16 protein-coding genes are annotated in these 17,173 nt (G+C 53.7%); 6 read left to right on the top strand and 10 right to left on the bottom strand.

Going from position 1 to position 17,173, the window contains the following annotated elements:
* Positions 1-9 precede the first annotated feature (9 nt).
* The 10 genes from QUF18_RS03575 to QUF18_RS03530 form a co-directional block, all read right to left on the bottom strand.
* Positions 10-1,287, bottom strand: a complete 1,278-nt coding sequence (locus QUF18_RS03575) for an acyl-CoA thioesterase/bile acid-CoA:amino acid N-acyltransferase family protein (protein ID WP_289385268.1) — start codon at positions 1,285-1,287, stop codon at positions 10-12.
* An 11-nt stretch (positions 1,288-1,298) separates the two neighbouring features.
* Positions 1,299-2,867: an ABC transporter substrate-binding protein gene (locus tag QUF18_RS03570; RefSeq protein WP_289385266.1), complete on the bottom strand. Its 1,569-nt coding sequence runs from the start codon at positions 2,865-2,867 to the stop codon at positions 1,299-1,301.
* Complete coding sequence (locus tag QUF18_RS03565) at positions 2,864-3,907, bottom strand: ABC transporter ATP-binding protein (protein WP_289385264.1); 1,044 nt, start codon at positions 3,905-3,907, stop codon at positions 2,864-2,866. Before QUF18_RS03565 ends, QUF18_RS03570 begins: the two co-directional genes overlap by 4 nt.
* Positions 3,904-4,896: an ABC transporter ATP-binding protein gene (locus tag QUF18_RS03560; protein ID WP_289385262.1), complete on the bottom strand. Its 993-nt coding sequence runs from the start codon at positions 4,894-4,896 to the stop codon at positions 3,904-3,906. Before QUF18_RS03560 ends, QUF18_RS03565 begins: the two co-directional genes overlap by 4 nt.
* Positions 4,893-5,792: an ABC transporter permease gene (locus QUF18_RS03555; RefSeq protein ID WP_272906577.1), complete on the bottom strand. Its 900-nt coding sequence runs from the start codon at positions 5,790-5,792 to the stop codon at positions 4,893-4,895. Before QUF18_RS03555 ends, QUF18_RS03560 begins: the two co-directional genes overlap by 4 nt.
* Positions 5,789-6,769 (bottom strand): ABC transporter permease, encoded by a 981-nt coding sequence (locus QUF18_RS03550; RefSeq protein ID WP_289385255.1) that lies wholly within the window; start codon positions 6,767-6,769, stop codon positions 5,789-5,791. The genes QUF18_RS03555 and QUF18_RS03550 overlap by 4 nt, the downstream gene beginning before the upstream one ends.
* The gene (locus QUF18_RS03545; protein ID WP_289385253.1) at positions 6,766-8,223 is read right to left on the bottom strand and encodes an NAD(P)-binding domain-containing protein; all 1,458 of its coding nucleotides are present in this window, start codon (positions 8,221-8,223) and stop codon (positions 6,766-6,768) included. The genes QUF18_RS03550 and QUF18_RS03545 overlap by 4 nt, the downstream gene beginning before the upstream one ends.
* A gap of 2 nt (positions 8,224-8,225) precedes the next feature.
* Positions 8,226-9,212 (bottom strand): LysR family transcriptional regulator, encoded by a 987-nt coding sequence (locus tag QUF18_RS03540; RefSeq protein ID WP_289385251.1) that lies wholly within the window; start codon positions 9,210-9,212, stop codon positions 8,226-8,228.
* Positions 9,213-9,275: 63 nt separating this feature from the next.
* Positions 9,276-9,848 (bottom strand): peroxidase-related enzyme, encoded by a 573-nt coding sequence (locus tag QUF18_RS03535; RefSeq protein ID WP_113943320.1) that lies wholly within the window; start codon positions 9,846-9,848, stop codon positions 9,276-9,278.
* A complete protein-coding gene (locus tag QUF18_RS03530; RefSeq protein ID WP_289385249.1) occupies positions 9,848-10,351 on the bottom strand; it encodes a hypothetical protein in 504 nt (167 codons plus the stop codon). Before QUF18_RS03530 ends, QUF18_RS03535 begins: the two co-directional genes overlap by 1 nt.
* Positions 10,352-10,766: 415 nt before the next feature.
* Between QUF18_RS03530 and QUF18_RS03525 the strand changes: the two genes are divergently transcribed.
* The 6 genes from QUF18_RS03525 to QUF18_RS03500 all read left to right on the top strand — a co-directional run bounded on the left by QUF18_RS03525 (position 10,767) and on the right by QUF18_RS03500 (position 17,173).
* Positions 10,767-11,870, top strand: coding sequence for a PLP-dependent cysteine synthase family protein (locus QUF18_RS03525; protein ID WP_289385247.1), 1,104 nt, complete (start codon positions 10,767-10,769; stop codon positions 11,868-11,870).
* A gap of 384 nt (positions 11,871-12,254) precedes the next feature.
* Positions 12,255-13,304 (top strand): LacI family DNA-binding transcriptional regulator, encoded by a 1,050-nt coding sequence (locus tag QUF18_RS03520; protein ID WP_289386122.1) that lies wholly within the window; start codon positions 12,255-12,257, stop codon positions 13,302-13,304.
* Between the two features lie 5 nt (positions 13,305-13,309).
* Positions 13,310-14,326, top strand: coding sequence for an ABC transporter substrate-binding protein (locus tag QUF18_RS03515; RefSeq protein ID WP_289386121.1), 1,017 nt, complete (start codon positions 13,310-13,312; stop codon positions 14,324-14,326).
* A gap of 210 nt (positions 14,327-14,536) precedes the next feature.
* Complete coding sequence (locus QUF18_RS03510) at positions 14,537-15,364, top strand: ABC transporter permease (protein WP_022709509.1); 828 nt, start codon at positions 14,537-14,539, stop codon at positions 15,362-15,364.
* The gene (locus QUF18_RS03505) at positions 15,361-16,158 is read left to right on the top strand and encodes an ABC transporter permease (protein WP_374806434.1); all 798 of its coding nucleotides are present in this window, start codon (positions 15,361-15,363) and stop codon (positions 16,156-16,158) included. Before QUF18_RS03510 ends, QUF18_RS03505 begins: the two co-directional genes overlap by 4 nt.
* Positions 16,151-17,173 carry an ABC transporter ATP-binding protein gene (locus QUF18_RS03500; RefSeq protein WP_289385238.1) on the top strand — a complete coding sequence of 341 codons (1,023 nt, stop codon included), beginning with the start codon at positions 16,151-16,153 and terminating at the stop codon, positions 17,171-17,173. Before QUF18_RS03505 ends, QUF18_RS03500 begins: the two co-directional genes overlap by 8 nt.

The following is a 17,173-nucleotide window of genomic DNA, read 5'->3' as shown; positions in this document are numbered from 1 at the left end:
ATCGACGTTTTAAGCCGTTGCCTGTTTTAAAAATTGTAACACAGCCTGCCATGATGCGGCATTGGCCTCAGCATTCACATCAGGTTCGCCGCCCATTGTCGTGAGATTGCCATTGACCGGATGTGCATGAACAATCTGCGTAGCCGGCACATAAGGGAACAGGATGGAATGTCCTGCTTCCGGATGATTATACCACGCCACCGGAAAAGCATGATTGGCGGCCAGAAGGCTCGACTGCACCAGCAGTGAATAATAATCTGACGGCCATGCACCATCATCACCGCCGGAGATCAGCATCACCGGCCCTGCAATTTTTTCCACCGGAATACGCGCTTTGCGCATAGCTTCAGGATCGGCAAGTGCGGTACGCATTGCAGCGCTGTTGCGGCGTGGCTGCGGCCCGTCATCATACGGCTTCCAGCTCGCAAAGCGGTTATTATCCCAGATATGGGTGAGCGGCTTGCCCTGATAGAGCCAGCAAGGCCCGTCACGACCCAAGGCAGGATCGGCAGCCGCCTGCCCCCCATGCATAAATGCGCTCGGCACATAGCCGATCACCGCAGAGACTTTCTGCGGGTAGGTAGCGCCCAATAACAGCACCAACTCGCCGCCCCGTGACTGACCGCTGACCGCCACGAAATCATCTTTCGGTTTCACAGCTTCGCGCAAACAGTCCAGCCCTTTTTCAAAATACTCCAGCGGTGTGTTGGAAATATATTTTGGCAAACCTTCTGCACCGAAATAACCAAGTGCCAGCGCATGATAGCCACGGGACGCATAAAGCGCCGCACGCGGTTCATTCACACCACCACCGGAACCGTTCATGATCATCACAGCCGGTCGTGCTTCACTGCCAGCAGCGCGATAAAGCGTGCCGACAAGACCGTTCACCCGCACTTCCTCACGGGTCACACCTTCTGCCATCAGAGTTTGCACCAGCAATGCATCACTGCTGTCATCACCGGAGCTTGCTGTGATTGTTGTTTCAAGCGCCTGTGACAAATCCTGATGGAACAGCGGCAACATGCCCTGCCCGCCATGATTTTGCGACCAGATCAGCCCCATAGCTGAGACACCCTGATAGGTGCCGGACACAGGTGCATCGCGGGTCAGGTCAATCACGCCTTGTGCATCGGCTTCAAAAACCGCCTCACTCGTCCAGTCATGACCGGCACGCTTTGTCAGTGTTTTGACCGTGACTTTGCCCTGTGGCTTAGCGCCGGATATCGTAATCCGGCGCTCCACATCAATCAGCGCTACGGCTGGTTCAACAGAGATTTGCAACATCAGCCAGTTCCTCAGTCAGCTTTGATTTTGCTGACCTGCATCGCAACGGTACGGTCACTGTTCCACGGCACAACTTTCAGATCATCGCGCGATGCCCAGATATTTTTATAATGGAAGAGCGGCATAATACCGACATCACCCATCACGGTTTTCACCGCACCGCGGATAACATCTTCACGCTTGGCATTGTCAAATTCTGACGTTGCCTCAGCCAGAGCCTTATCGAGATCGGCACTGCTATAGTGACCCCAGTTGGATGCACCAACGCCTTTTTCCTTATTCGGCGTTGCCAGAATAGAGGTCATGGCATAGGTGCCCTCGCCGGTGCCATTACCCCAACCGATCATGGTCATGGCATATTCGTTTTTGTTGGCGCTGCCGGAATAAACCGAGAAAGGTACGACCTCTACTTGTGTTTCCACGCCGATACGTGTCCAGAACTGAGCCAGAGCCTGTGCGGTTTCAGGGCCTTGCGGGTAACGGTCGCTTGGCGCATGGATTGTCATTTTGAAACCATCCGGATAGCCTGCTTCTGTCAGCAGTTCCTTGGCTTTTTTGGCATCGAACGGAATGTCTTTCGTATCCGTGTCATAACCGAATGTACCTTCCGGCATCCACTGGTTCGCAACCGTTGCGCCACCCTGCATGATACGGCTCACCAGTGCTTCACGGTTGATCGCCAGTGTCAGCGCTTCACGCACTTTCTGATTCAGCAGCGGGTTTTCCTTCAGCGGATTACCGGCTTTGTCGGTCAGATATTTGGACGGCTGCGTGCTAAAGCTTGGCTGCATGATCAACGCACGTAAACCCGGATAGGCATAGACTTTTACGCCTTCCGACTTTTCCAGTTTGGAAATATCGGCAACAGATACTTTGTCGATCACATCCACATCTTTAGCCAGCAAGGCAGCGGTACGCGCTGCCGGATTGGCAATATAACGATAGGTAACCGTATCCCATTCAGGCTTGTCGCCGGTATAGGTTTCATTGCGCTTCATCAGCACACGGTCACCCGGTGTGTAGCCGACATAGCTATAGGCGCCGTTGGTCACCATGGCCTTACCGCTATTGTAATCTTCCGTTGTTGATTTCTCACCGACATGCTTGCTGACAATGTAGAGGCTGGAAAGGCTGACCGGCAGCAGCGGATCAGGCACAGTGGTTTTGACCAGCAGATGATGGTCATCTTTGATCTCGACCTTATCAACTGTACGGATAAAACCTTTGACGCTGGCAACGCTGCCCGGCACATCGCGGGCACGGTCATAGGAGAAAGCCACATCCGCAGCAGTCACCGGCTGACCGTCAGACCAGACCGCATTGTCAAAAAGGGTAAATTCCCATGTCAGCGGGTCAATATTGCGCCATGTCTTGGCAACACCCGGCTGCATATTAATGGCGTCTTTGCCGGTCAGGCCGCTCCAGAAATGCTGGGCGACAGAATGGTCACCGGCATGGTTGTTCAGTTGCGGATCAATGGATGACAACGGATCCGCAAAACCGATACGCAGTTCTTCTGCCATAGCACTGGCAGAAAACAGGCTGGTGGTCATAACAAGGACAGCAAGTAAATTTTTCATGCGGTTAACTCCAATGGGGCGGCTTTATCAATAAATGAAGGGTTATCATTGAGGTGGCAGGCGCTTAAATGCTGCTCACCGACCTGCTTCAATGCAGGGCGCTCAAGGCGGCATTTGTCAAAAGCAAGCGGACAGCGCGGGTGGAAATGACAGCCCTTCGGCGGATTAATCGGGCTTGGAATTTCCCCTTTAATCGCTGAATAGGCTTTGCCGCGCTGCGAGAGATCCGGCACTTCGGACAGCAGCATTTTCGTATAAGGATGGTTCGGGCGGGCAAAGAACTCCTTCGCCGGTGCATCCTCCACCACTCTGCCCAGATACATGATCAGCACGCGGTCGCAGACATGGCGCACCGCCCGCAAATCATGACTGATAAACAGATAGGTCAGATCAAGCTCTTCGCGCAGGTCCATAAACAGGTTGAGGATTTGCGCCTGAATAGAAACGTCCAGTGCGGCAATGGATTCATCACAGACCAGAAAACGCGGATTAAGCGCCAGAGCACGGGCAATACTGATGCGCTGCCGCTGACCGCCCGAAAACTGGTGCGGAAAACGGGTGCGGATTGCCGGATCAAGCCCGACGCGGCGCAGCTGCGCACTGACATACTCATCAATGCCTGCGCGGTTCGTCAGGCCATGGATCAGCGGGGCCTCGCCAACAGCCTTATCAATACGTTTGCGCGGATTGAGACTGGCCTGCGGATCCTGAAAGATCATCTGCACATCAAGATGTGTTTTATTCTCGCGTGATGGTGCTTTATTATAGACCTTAACCTCGCCGCTGCTTGGTGCCATCAAACCGGCTGCAATACGACCGAGCGTGGACTTGCCGGAGCCGGATTCGCCAACCAGACCGACAAATTCACCGGCGCGGATGGTCAGGTTCACACCATCCAGCGCGTGCACAACAGGGCGCGGGCGTGACAACCCCATACGCTCTGTTAAGGCAGAACCACCGCCGCCAAAACGCTTTTCAATATTCTGCATTTGCAGAACAATTGGTTGCTGAGCAGTAATATCATGATTGTTACTGGTCATGGCCGCAGCTCCTGCATATTGCTATTCAGCGTAACCGGATGGAAGCAGCGATAGCGATGATCCTCTGTTCCGGTAAATTCCGGCTGTACATTGCAAGCATCCGTTGCCGAGCCACAACGAGCGGCAAAAGCACAACCTTTCGGCGGATGGAACATATTCGGTGCCAGTCCCGGAATTTGCTGCAAGCGGGTGCCCGGTTCCGCATTGCCGGGCAGGCTGCCGATCAATCCTGCGGTATATGGATGGCGTGGCTGATCAAGCACAGCACCGACATGGCCGGTTTCAACAATACGTCCGGCATACATCACCGATAAAGTGTCGGCGATACCGGCCACCACTGACAGGTCATGGGTAATCCAGATCAGCGCCATATTGGTGGCTTTGACCAATCCCTGCACTTCCGCCAGAATTTGCGACTGGATCGACACATCCAAAGCCGTTGTCGGCTCATCAGCAATAATCAGATCCGGCTTATTGAGCATCGCAATTGCCAATGCCACACGCTGGCGCATACCGCCGGATAATTGATGCGGATAGGCATCCAGACGACTTTCAGGGCTTGGCACACCGGTTGCACCCAGCACATCACGGGCACGCTGACGGGCATCAGTATAGGAGATTTTCTCATGCGCCTGCAGTGCTTCAATCATCTGCTCGGAGATACGCAGCACCGGATTGAGCGTCATCATCGGGTCCTGAAACACCATTGCAATACGGTTGCCCTGCAAATGGCGCAGCTGTTTCTTTGACAGTTTGGTAATATCCTGTCCTTTGAACAGCACTTCACCAGACACGATGCGACCCGGCCGGTCAATCAGCCCCAAAATCGAAAAACCTGTCACCGATTTGCCGGAGCCGGATTCTCCGACCAGCCCCATGGTCTGCCCAGCACGCAGCGTAAAAGACACATCCTCAACCGCATGTAGCACACCGGCATCAGTATAAAATCTCGTGCAGAGATTACGGACATCCAGCAGCAATTCACTCATGATAAAGCCCTCGGATTAAACACATCACGCAGGCGGTCGGCCACGAGGTTGATAGCCACGATCGAAATCAGCAAAGCCAGCCCCGGAAAGAAACTGATCCAGTAATCACCCGACAACATATACTGGAAACCATTGGACACCAGCAGGCCAAGCGAAGGCTCTGTCACCGGTACACCAAGGCCAAGAAAGCTCAGCGTAGCTTCCAGTGTAATCGCGCGGGCGATCTGCAATGTACCGATAACAATCAGCGGCGGCATGCAATTCGGCAGAATATGACCAAGCAGAATTCTGAGCGGCGACAGGCCAAGCCCGCGGGCAGATTCCACATAGTCGCGGCGGCTTTCCACCAGTGCCTGACCACGGGCGGTACGGGCATAATAAGCCCATTCCAGCAGCACCAGTGTGATTACCACATTGCCGACACCACGACCGAAGAAAGCCAGCATCAAGAGTGCCACGAGGATAGACGGCAGCGACATGACCAGATCGACCAGACGCATCAGCAGTGCATCGGTTTTGCCGCCTGCATAGGCCGCAACCAGCCCGAGCACAATGCCGATCACGCCGGCAATAGTGGCAGAACCAATGCCGACAACCAGACTGGTGCGCAGGCCATAGAGAATAGCCGAGAACAGATCTCGCCCCTGCCCGTCAGTTCCGAGCAGATAGGTATAACCATCCGTCATATTGGTTTCACCCGGTGCGAGACGTGCATCCATCACGTCAATCGCCATCATATCATAGGGGTTCTGCGGTGCGATCAGCGGCGCAAAAATAGCGGCGGCGGCAATCAGCACACACAAAGCCAGCCCGAAAACGGCAAGCGGCGAGCGCAGGAACATGCGGATATTTTCTGCGATTGGTGAGCGCGGTGGTTTGGTGAGAGACATGGTCATACGGCCGCCTCCGTTCTGACACGCGGATCAAGCACACGATACAGAATATCCACGATAAGATTGATCGTCACAAACAACGTCACAACCACCATCAGATAGGCAACAACCACAGGGCGGTCGAGCGCGTTGATACTATCGAGGATAAGCTTACCGGCACCCGGCCATGAAAAAATATTCTCGGTTACCACCGCGAAAGCGACAGTCGAACCGAATTCAATACCAAGCACAGTGACCAGCGGGATCATAACATTGCGCAGGATATGGCGGCGCACAACACGCAAAGGCGACAGGCCTTTGGCGCGGGCAAAACGCACATAATCCAGCGATTTCACCTCACGCACACCGGCATTGGTGAGACGGATAACCAGCGAGACTTTAAACATTGCCAGATTGATTGCCGGCAGCAGCATATGGCGCAGACCATCGAGGGTCAGGAATGACCACTCCACGCCGAAAATCCGCACGGTTGTGCCGCGTCCGCTGGCAGGCAACAGCCCGAGCGAGACGCTAAAGGTCATAATCAGCAGCAGGCCAACCCAAAAAGTTGGCAGGGAAAAGCCCAGAATACTGCCGGTTGTGATCAGCTTGGCAAACGGGTTTTCCGGTTTAAGCCCAGCAAAAAGACCGAGCGGAATACCGATAAACACCGCAAAGATCATTGCCAGTACGGCCAGTTCCAGCGTTGCTGGCAGGCGTTGCAGGATCAGCGTCACCGCAGGTGTATTATAGACAAAGCTATTGCCCAGATCGCCCTGCAAAGCGCTTTTCAGAAACAACCAATATTGCTGCCAGACCGGCAGATCGAGGCCGAGGCGTTCAATCAGCTCTGCGCGGTCGACCTGCGTTGCATCGGGTGCCAGCAGAATATCTGCCGGATTGCCGATCATATGCAGGCCGAGAAACACGATGACCGACATAATCAGCAGAACGACCGCCGCCTGAGCTAATCGTTTGATGAGCCAGACAGTGAAATTCATACCAGCGCCTCAAGATCAGTCTGGTCATAATTATCTGCTTCAACCCATTCGTCCCCGAAGACTTCCGGCTCTGAATAGCTTTTGGCATTGGCAAAATGCTGGTCGATGTCCTCATGATACAGCGTGGCGGCAATGCCCGTTGACAGACGGGCTGCGCCCTCACTGATCGACGGAATATCACCGGATACACCGCCATGAGACATCATGGCCGGATAGCAGAAGCAATGGATACGGGACAGACCCTCTGCCTCCACGCCCGCTTTTGGCAGGAATTCAAAAGATGGTCCGAGATCCGGTGCCTCAGTCAATGAGCGATCCTCATTGCCGGTCAGCGGTGCCAGACGCTCTTCCCATGTGCGGGCTTTGCTGGCGATTTCCGACAGGAAGGCTTTCTGGCGCCAGTCAATCTGAAAACCGGTGGAAGCGATCAGGAAGTCGAATTGTCTGCGTCCCTGTGGCGTGGTGATCTCGATCTTGTCACCCTTCACCACGATACTCTCAAGGGAAGCGCCCAGCTGAAAGAATGCATTGTTATGGCGGCTGACGCGCAGCACACTGGCACGCGGCGGCGGCACCTGTTCCGCACCGATATAGCTGTAGATTACCAGTTTGGTGCGGCCATCGAGATTTTGCATGCCATAGACTGAGCCCGGATTACCCATGCCCTTACCACGATTAATCCGCGGAATATCTTTGCGGCGGATCAGCAGATCGACACGCGCCGCACCAGCTTCCAAAGCCGTTGCCGCACTATCCATCGCCGATGCACCGGCACCGATAACGGCAACCGATTTGCCCTTCAACGCACTATAATCATTTTCATCCGACGAATGTGCCCAGAACTGCTTCGGCAGAGTGCGGATAATCTCCGGCACATAAGGCCCCCCGAGACCATCGCGTCCGGTTGCCAGCACCACGTGACGGGCGCGGACAGTCTGGCTGCCTTGCGGGGTTTCCAGCTCCAGCACGGTGTGGTCAGCTTCCGGCTTGATCAGTGTAATGCGATGATCATTGCGCAGTTCAATATTGAGAACATCGCGATACCAGCGCAGATAATCCATCCATTGCAGGCGCGGAATTTTATCGAGGGCATCCCATTCGGCTTCACCGAATTGTGCTGTAAACCATGCACGGAATGTCAGAGACGGAATTCCAATCGCCGGTCCTGTAAGGCTCTTTGGTGAGCGCAGGGTTTCCATGCGCGCTGTTGTTGCCCAAGGGCCTTCAAAACCGTGAGGGCGTGCATCAAAAATAACCGTGCGGATACCAAGATGTTTCAGCGATGCCGCAGCTGACAGGCCTGCCATGCCGCCACCGATAATCGCCACATCCAGCAGTGTTTCGCCACCGATCTGTTTCAGCGGCACCCATTCTTTAGCCGGTAATGTCAGATAATCCAGATCACGGGCAACGAGGCTGTTGAGTTCTTCAAGCGATGAGGGAAATTTTGTCATGGTCAGTCCTCCAGCAATGCAAGCTGGGTAATCAGCGATTGATGTTCATCAGGCGTGTGAAGTTTGAAACCCTGCACCAGGAGATGGGCGGCCTGTTCCAGAGCGGTGATCAGTTCTGCTGCTGTCTCACTTAACTGCGTGGCATTGTGACTGATCACACCAAAACTATAGGGAATATCCAGCTCCAGCGGCAAAGTGACAATACCGTCCAGTGGCGTACCGGCAGAGGTAACCGGCTCAACCACACCGACGGTTCCCGCAGGACCACCCGCACCGGCACGGATCAGCGCCAGTGCATTCATGGTTGAGTTGGTACGGATCAGCCCGCCGGTCTCGATATGATTATTTTTCAAAGTCTGGCGGATACGGGCGGGCAGACCGCGACGGTTGGACATTTCCACCAATGTACGGCTTTTGATAGCCGAGAGCGGAATTGGCCCCTGCTCTTTCGCCAGCGGATCATCAGCCCGCACAGCCAGCACGCAGGGCGCACTGCCGAACCAGTGGGTTGTCTGATCGCGATGCTGTAATGGCAGGCTTGTCGCACCGATATCCGCATCGTTCGAGAGAACTGAACTGCGCACCCGCTCCGGCGTATCCGTCTGAATAGCGATACGTCTTGCACCTTCTGCTCCAACGGAATGGCTGAGGGATGCCCATGCATGCGGCACAAGACCAAAAGCCAGCGCCGAGATACAGGCAATGCGCACCGGCCGTGTTCGTAAATTGGCCACTTCCTGCGCGCGCTCCCAAACCTCGGCAACACCGGCCAATGCCCGCTCCACATCATCACGTAACAACATGCCCTGCTGGGTCAGCGCCAGACGCTGCCCGACACGGACAAAAAGCTTCTGGCCGAGATCGCGTTCCAGATCCTGAATAATCCGGCTGACGGAAGGCTGGGACAATTGCAACCGTTTGGCAGCGGCGGTGACGCTACCTAAAGTTGCAACTTCCAAGTAGGCTTCCAGCGCCTTTAAATTGCGCATAATCTCTCCCTGCCAGCCTGTTCAGGCAGCATTAGTGGTCAGGCTCTACGATGGTGAATTCAGTTATTTGACGGGATCGCCCAGCACATGCATCAGGCGATTTGCCCAGCCGAACATGGCAGTAGACAGCACCAGATCAACGGCCTCTTCCTTGTTCAGCCCCTGCTCCTGCAACCGGCGTGCATCTTCTGCATTTGTCTGCGGCGGAAACTGCGACAGCTTCAGCGCAAAATCGAAAATCGCCTGATTTTTAGGATCAAGTTTCGCCTTCTCGCCATCAAGGAACAGCTTGTCGGTTACGCTCTCATCACGGCTGAGCTGCGCATGACGCTGGGCATGCACGGCTGCACAATAGATACAGCGATTGACAACCGATGCGCCCAATGCGCCAAGCTCACGCTCTGCACGCCCCAGACCGCCTTTGCCATACATCACTGTATTGAACAGCGGTGAGCGCACATTCAGGCTTTCCGGATCATGCGCCAGTACCAGCACATAATCAGATACTTTGGTGTTGGATGGTGTCACTTTCAGTGCATCCAGCTGCTCGGGTGTAGCTTCCGCCAGCACGACCGGCTTCACACGCGGACGCCATTCAGGAACCGTTTTCGTGAATTTGTGAATGATCTCGCTCATCAGTTCTGCTCCCCGTCAGCTTCAGCCAAAGATGCGAGGCCGGACGCCACGCGGATTTGATAGGCAAGAAAAGCATTCAGTTCGCACAGGCGCACAATATCAGCATCGGCAATACCGGCCTGCTGCAAAACAGCGATATCGTCTGCACCGACATCTTTGGTCTTGTTGGCAACTTTATCCATGAAAGCCACGACTTTTTGCTGCACAGCATCGGCAGGCACATAGTTACTCTGCGCGAGATCAGCATAGTCTGAACCGGCAGCAGCCTGAACATAAAGCGCGCCGAGATAAGGATTGTCATTTGCTGCCGCGATACGGGCGGCAAAAGCTGCACGCAATGCATGCGGCCACGCACCGGCATCCGCAGGCTTCAGCACCGCATCCTGCGCCTGACGTGTCATGACAAACACATCCTGACGGGCGACGAGCGCCGCAAAAGGCGGCACATCTTCAACATTACCGGCGAGCCAAAGGCTCACGGCTTCCAAAGCAGATTGTTTCATTACGTTCCCCAGACATTGCTTCAGCAAAAGCATTTCAATCAGGTAACAGACAGATCACACTGTCCGGCGAGATATAGTTACTTTACGGATGAAGTATTGCCGTTTATTCATTTTTCAAATAACCTGTCACCGTCAGTTAAGGCTGTCAACCACCAAAATGGAAAACAGCTCATTTCATAAATTCCTCGAGGCACATATGCGGCTGGGGGAAACTGCACTGCTTTGCGGGTTTTCACTTTGCGCAAGATAAACAGTGCTTTAGTTTTACAGAGTTTACCCCAGCGGGGAGCAGGACGAAGGGTAAAACAATCCAAATCCTGCATCAGGAATAAAAGATTTTTTTAAAATCACATCAGAATATGCAAAAATATACGGCAGTTGATTCAGTTGGTCTGTTTCAGACAGAGGGGAATATATGAGTCAGATTATTCAGTGTGGCCATACCGAAGAATGTCATATGGATTGGCGCCACCGTGCTATTGCAATCATTGAAGCGGATTTCAACCGCTCTGCTGATACGCATCTTATCCGTGTTGACCTACCGAAATTCAACGGCATTGCGCTCTATTTAAAAGATGAATCCAGCCACCCGACCGGCAGCCTGAAACACCGTCTTGCCCGCTCGCTGTTTCTCTTCGCCATTTGTAACGGCAAGGTCGGCCCGCGCACCACAATCGTTGAGGCCTCCAGCGGTTCAACCGCTGTTTCCGAAGCCTATTTCGCCCGTATGCTCAACTTGCCATTTGTGGCAGTGATGCCACGCACCACCTCGCCGGAGAAGATTGCAGCGATTGAATTTTACGGCGGGCGTCCGCATCTCGTTGATGATCCGAAAAGCGTTTATGATGCCGCCCGTCAGGTCGCAGAAGATACCGGCGGCTATTATATGGACCAGTTCACCTATGCGGAACGCGCAACGGACTGGCGTGGCAACAACAACATTGCCGACTCCATTTTCAGCCAGATGCAGCGCGAAGAACATCCGAACCCGCGCTGGATTGTAACCGGCGCTGGCACCGGCGGCACCTCCGCAACACTCGGGCGCTATATCCGCTACCGTGCGCTGGACACCCGCCTTTGTGTAGCCGATCCTTCCGGCTCTATCTTCCATCAGCACTTTATGGATCGTTCTGTTACGGAAATTCCTTGCTGCACTTCGATGATCGAAGGCATTGGCCGCCCGCGCGTTGAGCCGTCTTTCATACCGAAAGTCGTGGATTGCATGGTCGTGGTGCCTGATGCAGCCAGCCTCGCTGCCCAGCGCGTCATCGGTGAAATTCTTGGCCGCACCTGTGGCGGCTCTACCGGCACTAATATCTGGGCCTGTGCGCATCTGATTTCCGATATGATCCGCCGTGGAGAAACCGGTTCAGTTGTAACACTGCTTTGCGACCACGGTGATCGTTATCGCTCCACTTATCTCAATGACAGCTGGATTAAAGACAACGGTTTTGACATTGAACCGCACCTGCAAAAACTGCGCGCCTTCTTCCATCAGGGACAGCTGATGCCAGAATAATTTACTCGAAACAGCCGCAGACTCACAGCACCACATTTCTGTGCGTTTGCTTTTTCTCCGGAGCAGGTGGCGTTTAATCACCCCCGAACACCTGCTCCGCACTTTTTAATCATCCGGTTTCATTGTTTTTTCCGCACGACGTTTTCCCCGTTAAAAGCGCGCCATTCATCGGTTTCACTACTTATCTGCCAGTAAAATTACCAGTCAAAACAAATTGCTGGCGGCATTGCTCATGTAAGCCCCCTCCGGCATCCCGCCAAAATCAGTGGCAAGTCCTGATTGCATAAACTGTGTCTGAATCATGACAAGGTGATTATCCTGATTGACTCTCCGCCCGAGAATCCGTATCGGGAGATGATTAATCGTTTAATCAAGATGGTTTCGATGTCCGACACCTTGCAACCTAAACAGACACCCAATCTGAGCGATGTCGCTAAAGCCCTAGGTGTGTCGGTTGCAACTGTGTCCAATGCCCTGTCCGGAAAAGGACGGGTTTCTGCCAGTCTCATTTCCCGCATTAAAGAAAAAGCTATCCAGATGGGCTATGTCCCGAGCCATACAGGACGGGCTTTGCGTACAGGGCGCAACAGTGTGCTGGGACTGGTTTTGCCTGATATTGCCAATCCTCTGTTTCCGCAAATCGCACAGGCGATTGAAGCAGCGGCAGCGGCAGCCGGATATGGTATTCTGATTGCGGATTCCCGCGGAAATGTCAGTCTTCAGACTGAAGCGATTAATCGTCTGATTGAATATGGTGTCGATGGTCTGGTGATTGTACCGCGCCTTGGCACCCGCATTGCGGATCTGGATATTCCTGTTGCGGTGATCGACAGCCCTTCAACGCCCGGCAATACGGTTGCGGCGGATCACTGGCAGGGCGGCGAGCTGGTTGGCCAGCATCTGGTGTCCGGCGGACACCGCAAAGTGCTGCTGATCGGTAAAAATCCGGCCTCTATCGTGCAGAATGACCGTTTGGGCGGTATTCGTGCAGGATTAGGCAAACAAACAGAAATTGATGTTCTGTGGATCGAACATCACGAGGCTGAATTCGGCAAAGGCGCCCATCTCGGCCTGAATGAGAAAATTACATCCGGCACAACGGCCATTGCTGCCGTGTCTGATGTGCATGCCCTGCGTGCGATGACCGAGCTTTATCACAGTGGTTACCGTGTGCCGGATGATGTCAGTGTTATTGGTTTTGATGACCTGTTCTGGGCGTCAGGCATTACGCCTGCTCTGTCCACCGTGCGTATGGACTTGCCGCGTATCGGTGAAATTGCCATTGCCTCACTGGTGCAAGCTATTGAAGGCAAAAGTGAAAGCCGCAAAGGGCCGGTGCCGACATTCGGCACATCCCGTGTGCCAATGACGCTGATTGCCCGCCAAACATGCCGTTCTATTCTATCCTCATCCACTTCCGCAAAAGGACTTTAAAAGTGCTGAAGAAACTCATCGCCGCATCCACACTGGCGCTTCTGACCACAGCGTCTTACGCCGCTGACAAGACACTGACCATTTCGGTTTACGCTTTTGCGCAGGATGATTTCAAAGAAATCCTCTACAAGCCTTTTGAAGAAAAATGCGGCTGTAAACTGGTTGTTGAAACCGGCAACAGCGTAGAGCGTCTGGCCAAAATGGAAGCCAATAAAGCCAATCCGGTTGTGGATATGGCTGTTGTTTCCATGGCGGATGCGCTGCAGGCATCGCGTGCCGGTCTGATCGAAAAGATCGACACAGCCAAGCTGTCCAACTTCGACAAGCTTTATGACATTGCCAAAGACCCGAACAAAGACGGCATGAGCGTTGGCTACACATTCTACGCGACATCTATCGTCTACCGCACCGACAAGATGAAAATCGAATCCTGGGCAGACCTTCTGAAACCTGAATATGCACCGCATATTGCTTTCCCGAATGTGACCACCAATCAGGGTCCGACAGCACTTTACATGCTGGAAAAATCCCTCGGTCATAATGAAGCGGATTTGAAAAACGCCATTGCTGCTGTTGGTGAAAAGTCCGATGATATCGTGACTTTCTATGTCAAATCCTCGCAGCTCGTGCAGCTGATGCAGCAGGAAGAAATCTGGGCAGCGCCAATCGGCCGTTTCTCCTGGGCTCCTTTCACCAAGCTTGACCTGCCGCTCGGCTGGGCAACACCGAAAGAAGGCCAGACCGGCGGTATGAATGTGATGGTCGTTGCCAAGGATACCAAGAACCGTGATCTGGCTCTGGAATTCATGGATTTCTGGCTCTCTACAGAAATTCAGACCAAAATTGCTGAAAAGCTGGTCGACAGCCCTGCCAATAAGGAAGTTAAGGTCTCTGACGAAGTTGCCAATAACATTACCTATGGCGAAGAAACCGCTAAAAGCCTTCAGCTCATTCCGTCCGATGTCGTTCTCGACAACCGTGACACATGGCTGAAAGAATGGAACGCCAAAATCGGCCAGTAATCCGGCCACAATAACAGCAGCTGCCCGTAACATTTTCAGTTCACGGGCAGCTTTCTTTTTTGATGCATTATCCCGCCTCCGGTTAGAGCGCCGGGCGCCCTCTCGGGCGCACAAAGGTCGCTCTAACACACTATATTTACAGCATAATTCCTTAAATTGTTTCAAATTTAAGGAATTATGCTGTAGGCCACCTGTCTTATAGGAAAGCTTATGTTCAACAACCGCACCGAAGCCATGTGGCTGGCCTTGCCGGCAGCGCTTTTCGCGGCACTTGTCTTCCTCGTCCCAGTTATTCTTCTGCTGTCTGAAGGTTTCAGATCGACAGAAGGATGGACAATTGCCCCATGGATTGATTTCTTCTCCGAGCCGATGAACCGCACAGTGTTCTGGCGTACCCTGCGGCTGGGACTGGAAGTAACCGTTGTCGCCGCGATTATCGGCTATGCCACTGCATGGGCGATTGTCGGCCTGCCTGCCAATTCCAAAGGCCGGATGATCGGTCTGATTATGCTGCCGATGATGATCTCGCCGGTTGCCCGTACCTATGCGTGGATCGTTATTCTCGGCCGCACCGGTATTATCAATCAGGCCTTGCAGGCTGTGGGCTTAAGCGATGCGCCGCTGCGTATTCTGTTCACTGAAACCGCGATCTTCATCGGTCTGCTGCAGTTGTTTCTGCCACTGATGGTGATCTCGCTGATCAGTGCGCTGGAAAACCTGCCGAAAGATGTGGTGCCTGCAGCCCGCGTGCTCGGTGCCAGCTGGTTTACCGTTTTCTGGAAAATCATTCTGCCGCTGACCAAAGAGGGTCTGGTTGTGGGTGGTACACTGGTTTTCACCGGTTCGCTCACCGCCTATATCACACCGGCCATTCTTGGTGGTTCCAAGGTTTTGATGCTGGAAACACTGCTCTATCAGCATGTAACCGTATCCAATAATTTTGCTGCGGCCAGCGTTATCGCACTCATTCTCGTCGTGATGAGTTTTGCCGCTAATATTCTTCTGAAGCGTATTGCGACAGTGAAGGGCAAAAAATGAACACGAATTTGCTTTCACGGCTGATTAATCCGGCCAATCTGGTTCTCTGGCTCGTCATTGTCTTTCTGATCGGCCCGTTTCTCATCATCGTTGCCGCCTCTTTCTCGGCTGGTGACACACTGGCATTCCCGCCACAGGGTTTCTCGCTGAAATGGGTCTATAAGGTCTTTACCATCGAGAGTTTCCAGCAGAGCTTCGTCACCTCCATGGTTCTGGCGATCGGCGGTACTCTGGTGGCTTTAGCACTTGGTGTACCGGCAGCCTATGCGATGGCACGCTATGACATGCCGTTTTCTGAAACTGTGCGCACGATCGTCTCTTCGCCGATCATTGTGCCGGGTATCATCGTCGGTCTGGCACTCTTGCGTTATTTCGTGGTGCCGGTTGGCATGTCGATCACGCTGGCACTGTTTTTGGCACATACGGCACTGGTGCTGCCTTATGCGGTGCGTGTGGTGTCTGCCAGCCTCAACAATCTGCGCTCTGACATGGAAGAAGCGGCTGTGCTGCTCGGCTGCTCGCGCGCCGGTGCATTCTTCCGCGTGGTGATGCCGAATATCAAAGGCGGTATTCTTTCCGCTTTCATTCTCGGCTTTGTCACCAGCTTCAATCAGGTGCCGGTGTCGCTGTTCCTCTCCGGTCCAGGTGTCCGCACCCTGCCAATCGATATGCTGGGCTATATGGAAATCGTTTTTGACCCTTCCATCGCCGCCCTCTCCTCTCTGCTTGCTTTTCTGTCCATGGGCATTGTCCTTCTCGCAGAACGTTTCCTAGGATTCTCCCGCTATGTCTGATCAAGCCTTTCTTACTCTCGACCAGCTGACACTGCGCTACGGCAACACCACAGCCGTGGATAAACTCAATCTCACGATCAACAAAGGTGAGTTGCTGGCGCTGCTCGGCCCTTCGGGTTGCGGCAAAACCACCACCATGCGTGCGATTGCAGGCCTGATGGATGTGGCAGGCGGCACTATCCGTCTTGACGACAAAGACATTACCCGTGTTGCTGCCAATAAGCGCGAAATCGGGCTGGTATTTCAGTCCTATGCGCTGTTCCCGCATCTGAGCGTGTTCGACAATGTTGCCTTCGGTCTCAAACTCAAAGGTATCAAGGGTGATGAACTGCGCCAGAAGGTCGAAAGCGGCCTGAAATCCGTTGGTCTGGCCAAATTCGCTGACCGTAAGCCACCGGAATTGTCCGGTGGTCAGCAGCAGCGTGTTGCCCTTGCCCGTTCGATGGTGATGGAGCCGAAAGTGCTGCTGCTGGATGAGCCGCTGTCCAATCTGGATGCACGTCTGCGTCTCGACATGCGCACCGAATTGCAGCGCGTGCAGCAGGAAACCGGCGTCACCATGATCTTCGTAACCCACGATCAGGCAGAAGCGCTGGCGCTGGCTGACCGTATCGTGGTGATGCGTGCCGGTGCGATTGAACAGATCGGCACACCGGAAGAAATCTATAATCATCCGGCATCGCGTTTTGTCGCGGATTTTGTCGGTTTCGAGAATGTCTATGCGATCCGCGACGGCAAACTCTATTCCGAAAGTGGTGAAGTGCCGCTCAATGCACCACTGCCAAAAGCTGCCGGTCTGGCGTTCCGTCCAAAGATCGTCACGCTTGGTACCGGCCCGCTCAAAGGTATTGTGCGCGGCGCCGCATTTGCCGGTAACACCCGTGAATATGTGCTGGAAACACCATTCGGCTCTGTCAAAGCGGATGTTGATGCCACATTGCCTGCCTATACACTGGGCGATGAGGTTGCCTTTGATCTGCCAGTTGATCAGGCGGCAATTCTGGAACGGGAGTAA

Source organism: Pseudochrobactrum kiredjianiae, assembly GCF_030362795.1.
GTDB classification, from domain to species: domain Bacteria; phylum Pseudomonadota; class Alphaproteobacteria; order Rhizobiales; family Rhizobiaceae; genus Pseudochrobactrum; species Pseudochrobactrum kiredjianiae.
The sequence above is the reverse complement of the archived record's forward strand: the minus strand, read 5'-3'. Positions and strand labels throughout refer to the sequence as shown.

Coding starts and splice junctions, on each gene's coding strand:
- QUF18_RS03555 (WP_272906577.1), bottom strand. CDS start 5,792: ATGACCATGTCTCTCACCAAACCACCGCGCTCACCAATCGCAGAAAAT.
- QUF18_RS03500 (WP_289385238.1), top strand. CDS start 16,151: ATGTCTGATCAAGCCTTTCTTACTCTCGACCAGCTGACACTGCGCTAC.
- QUF18_RS03560 (WP_289385262.1), bottom strand. CDS start 4,896: ATGAGTGAATTGCTGCTGGATGTCCGTAATCTCTGCACGAGATTTTAT.
- QUF18_RS03520 (WP_289386122.1), top strand. CDS start 12,255: ATGTCCGACACCTTGCAACCTAAACAGACACCCAATCTGAGCGATGTC.
- QUF18_RS03570 (WP_289385266.1), bottom strand. CDS start 2,867: ATGAAAAATTTACTTGCTGTCCTTGTTATGACCACCAGCCTGTTTTCT.
- QUF18_RS03540 (WP_289385251.1), bottom strand. CDS start 9,212: ATGCGCAATTTAAAGGCGCTGGAAGCCTACTTGGAAGTTGCAACTTTA.
- QUF18_RS03535 (WP_113943320.1), bottom strand. CDS start 9,848: ATGAGCGAGATCATTCACAAATTCACGAAAACGGTTCCTGAATGGCGT.
- QUF18_RS03510 (WP_022709509.1), top strand. CDS start 14,537: ATGTTCAACAACCGCACCGAAGCCATGTGGCTGGCCTTGCCGGCAGCG.
- QUF18_RS03545 (WP_289385253.1), bottom strand. CDS start 8,223: ATGACAAAATTTCCCTCATCGCTTGAAGAACTCAACAGCCTCGTTGCC.
- QUF18_RS03505 (WP_374806434.1), top strand. CDS start 15,361: ATGAACACGAATTTGCTTTCACGGCTGATTAATCCGGCCAATCTGGTT.
- QUF18_RS03550 (WP_289385255.1), bottom strand. CDS start 6,769: ATGAATTTCACTGTCTGGCTCATCAAACGATTAGCTCAGGCGGCGGTC.
- QUF18_RS03530 (WP_289385249.1), bottom strand. CDS start 10,351: ATGAAACAATCTGCTTTGGAAGCCGTGAGCCTTTGGCTCGCCGGTAAT.
- QUF18_RS03525 (WP_289385247.1), top strand. CDS start 10,767: ATGAGTCAGATTATTCAGTGTGGCCATACCGAAGAATGTCATATGGAT.
- QUF18_RS03565 (WP_289385264.1), bottom strand. CDS start 3,907: ATGACCAGTAACAATCATGATATTACTGCTCAGCAACCAATTGTTCTG.
- QUF18_RS03575 (WP_289385268.1), bottom strand. CDS start 1,287: ATGTTGCAAATCTCTGTTGAACCAGCCGTAGCGCTGATTGATGTGGAG.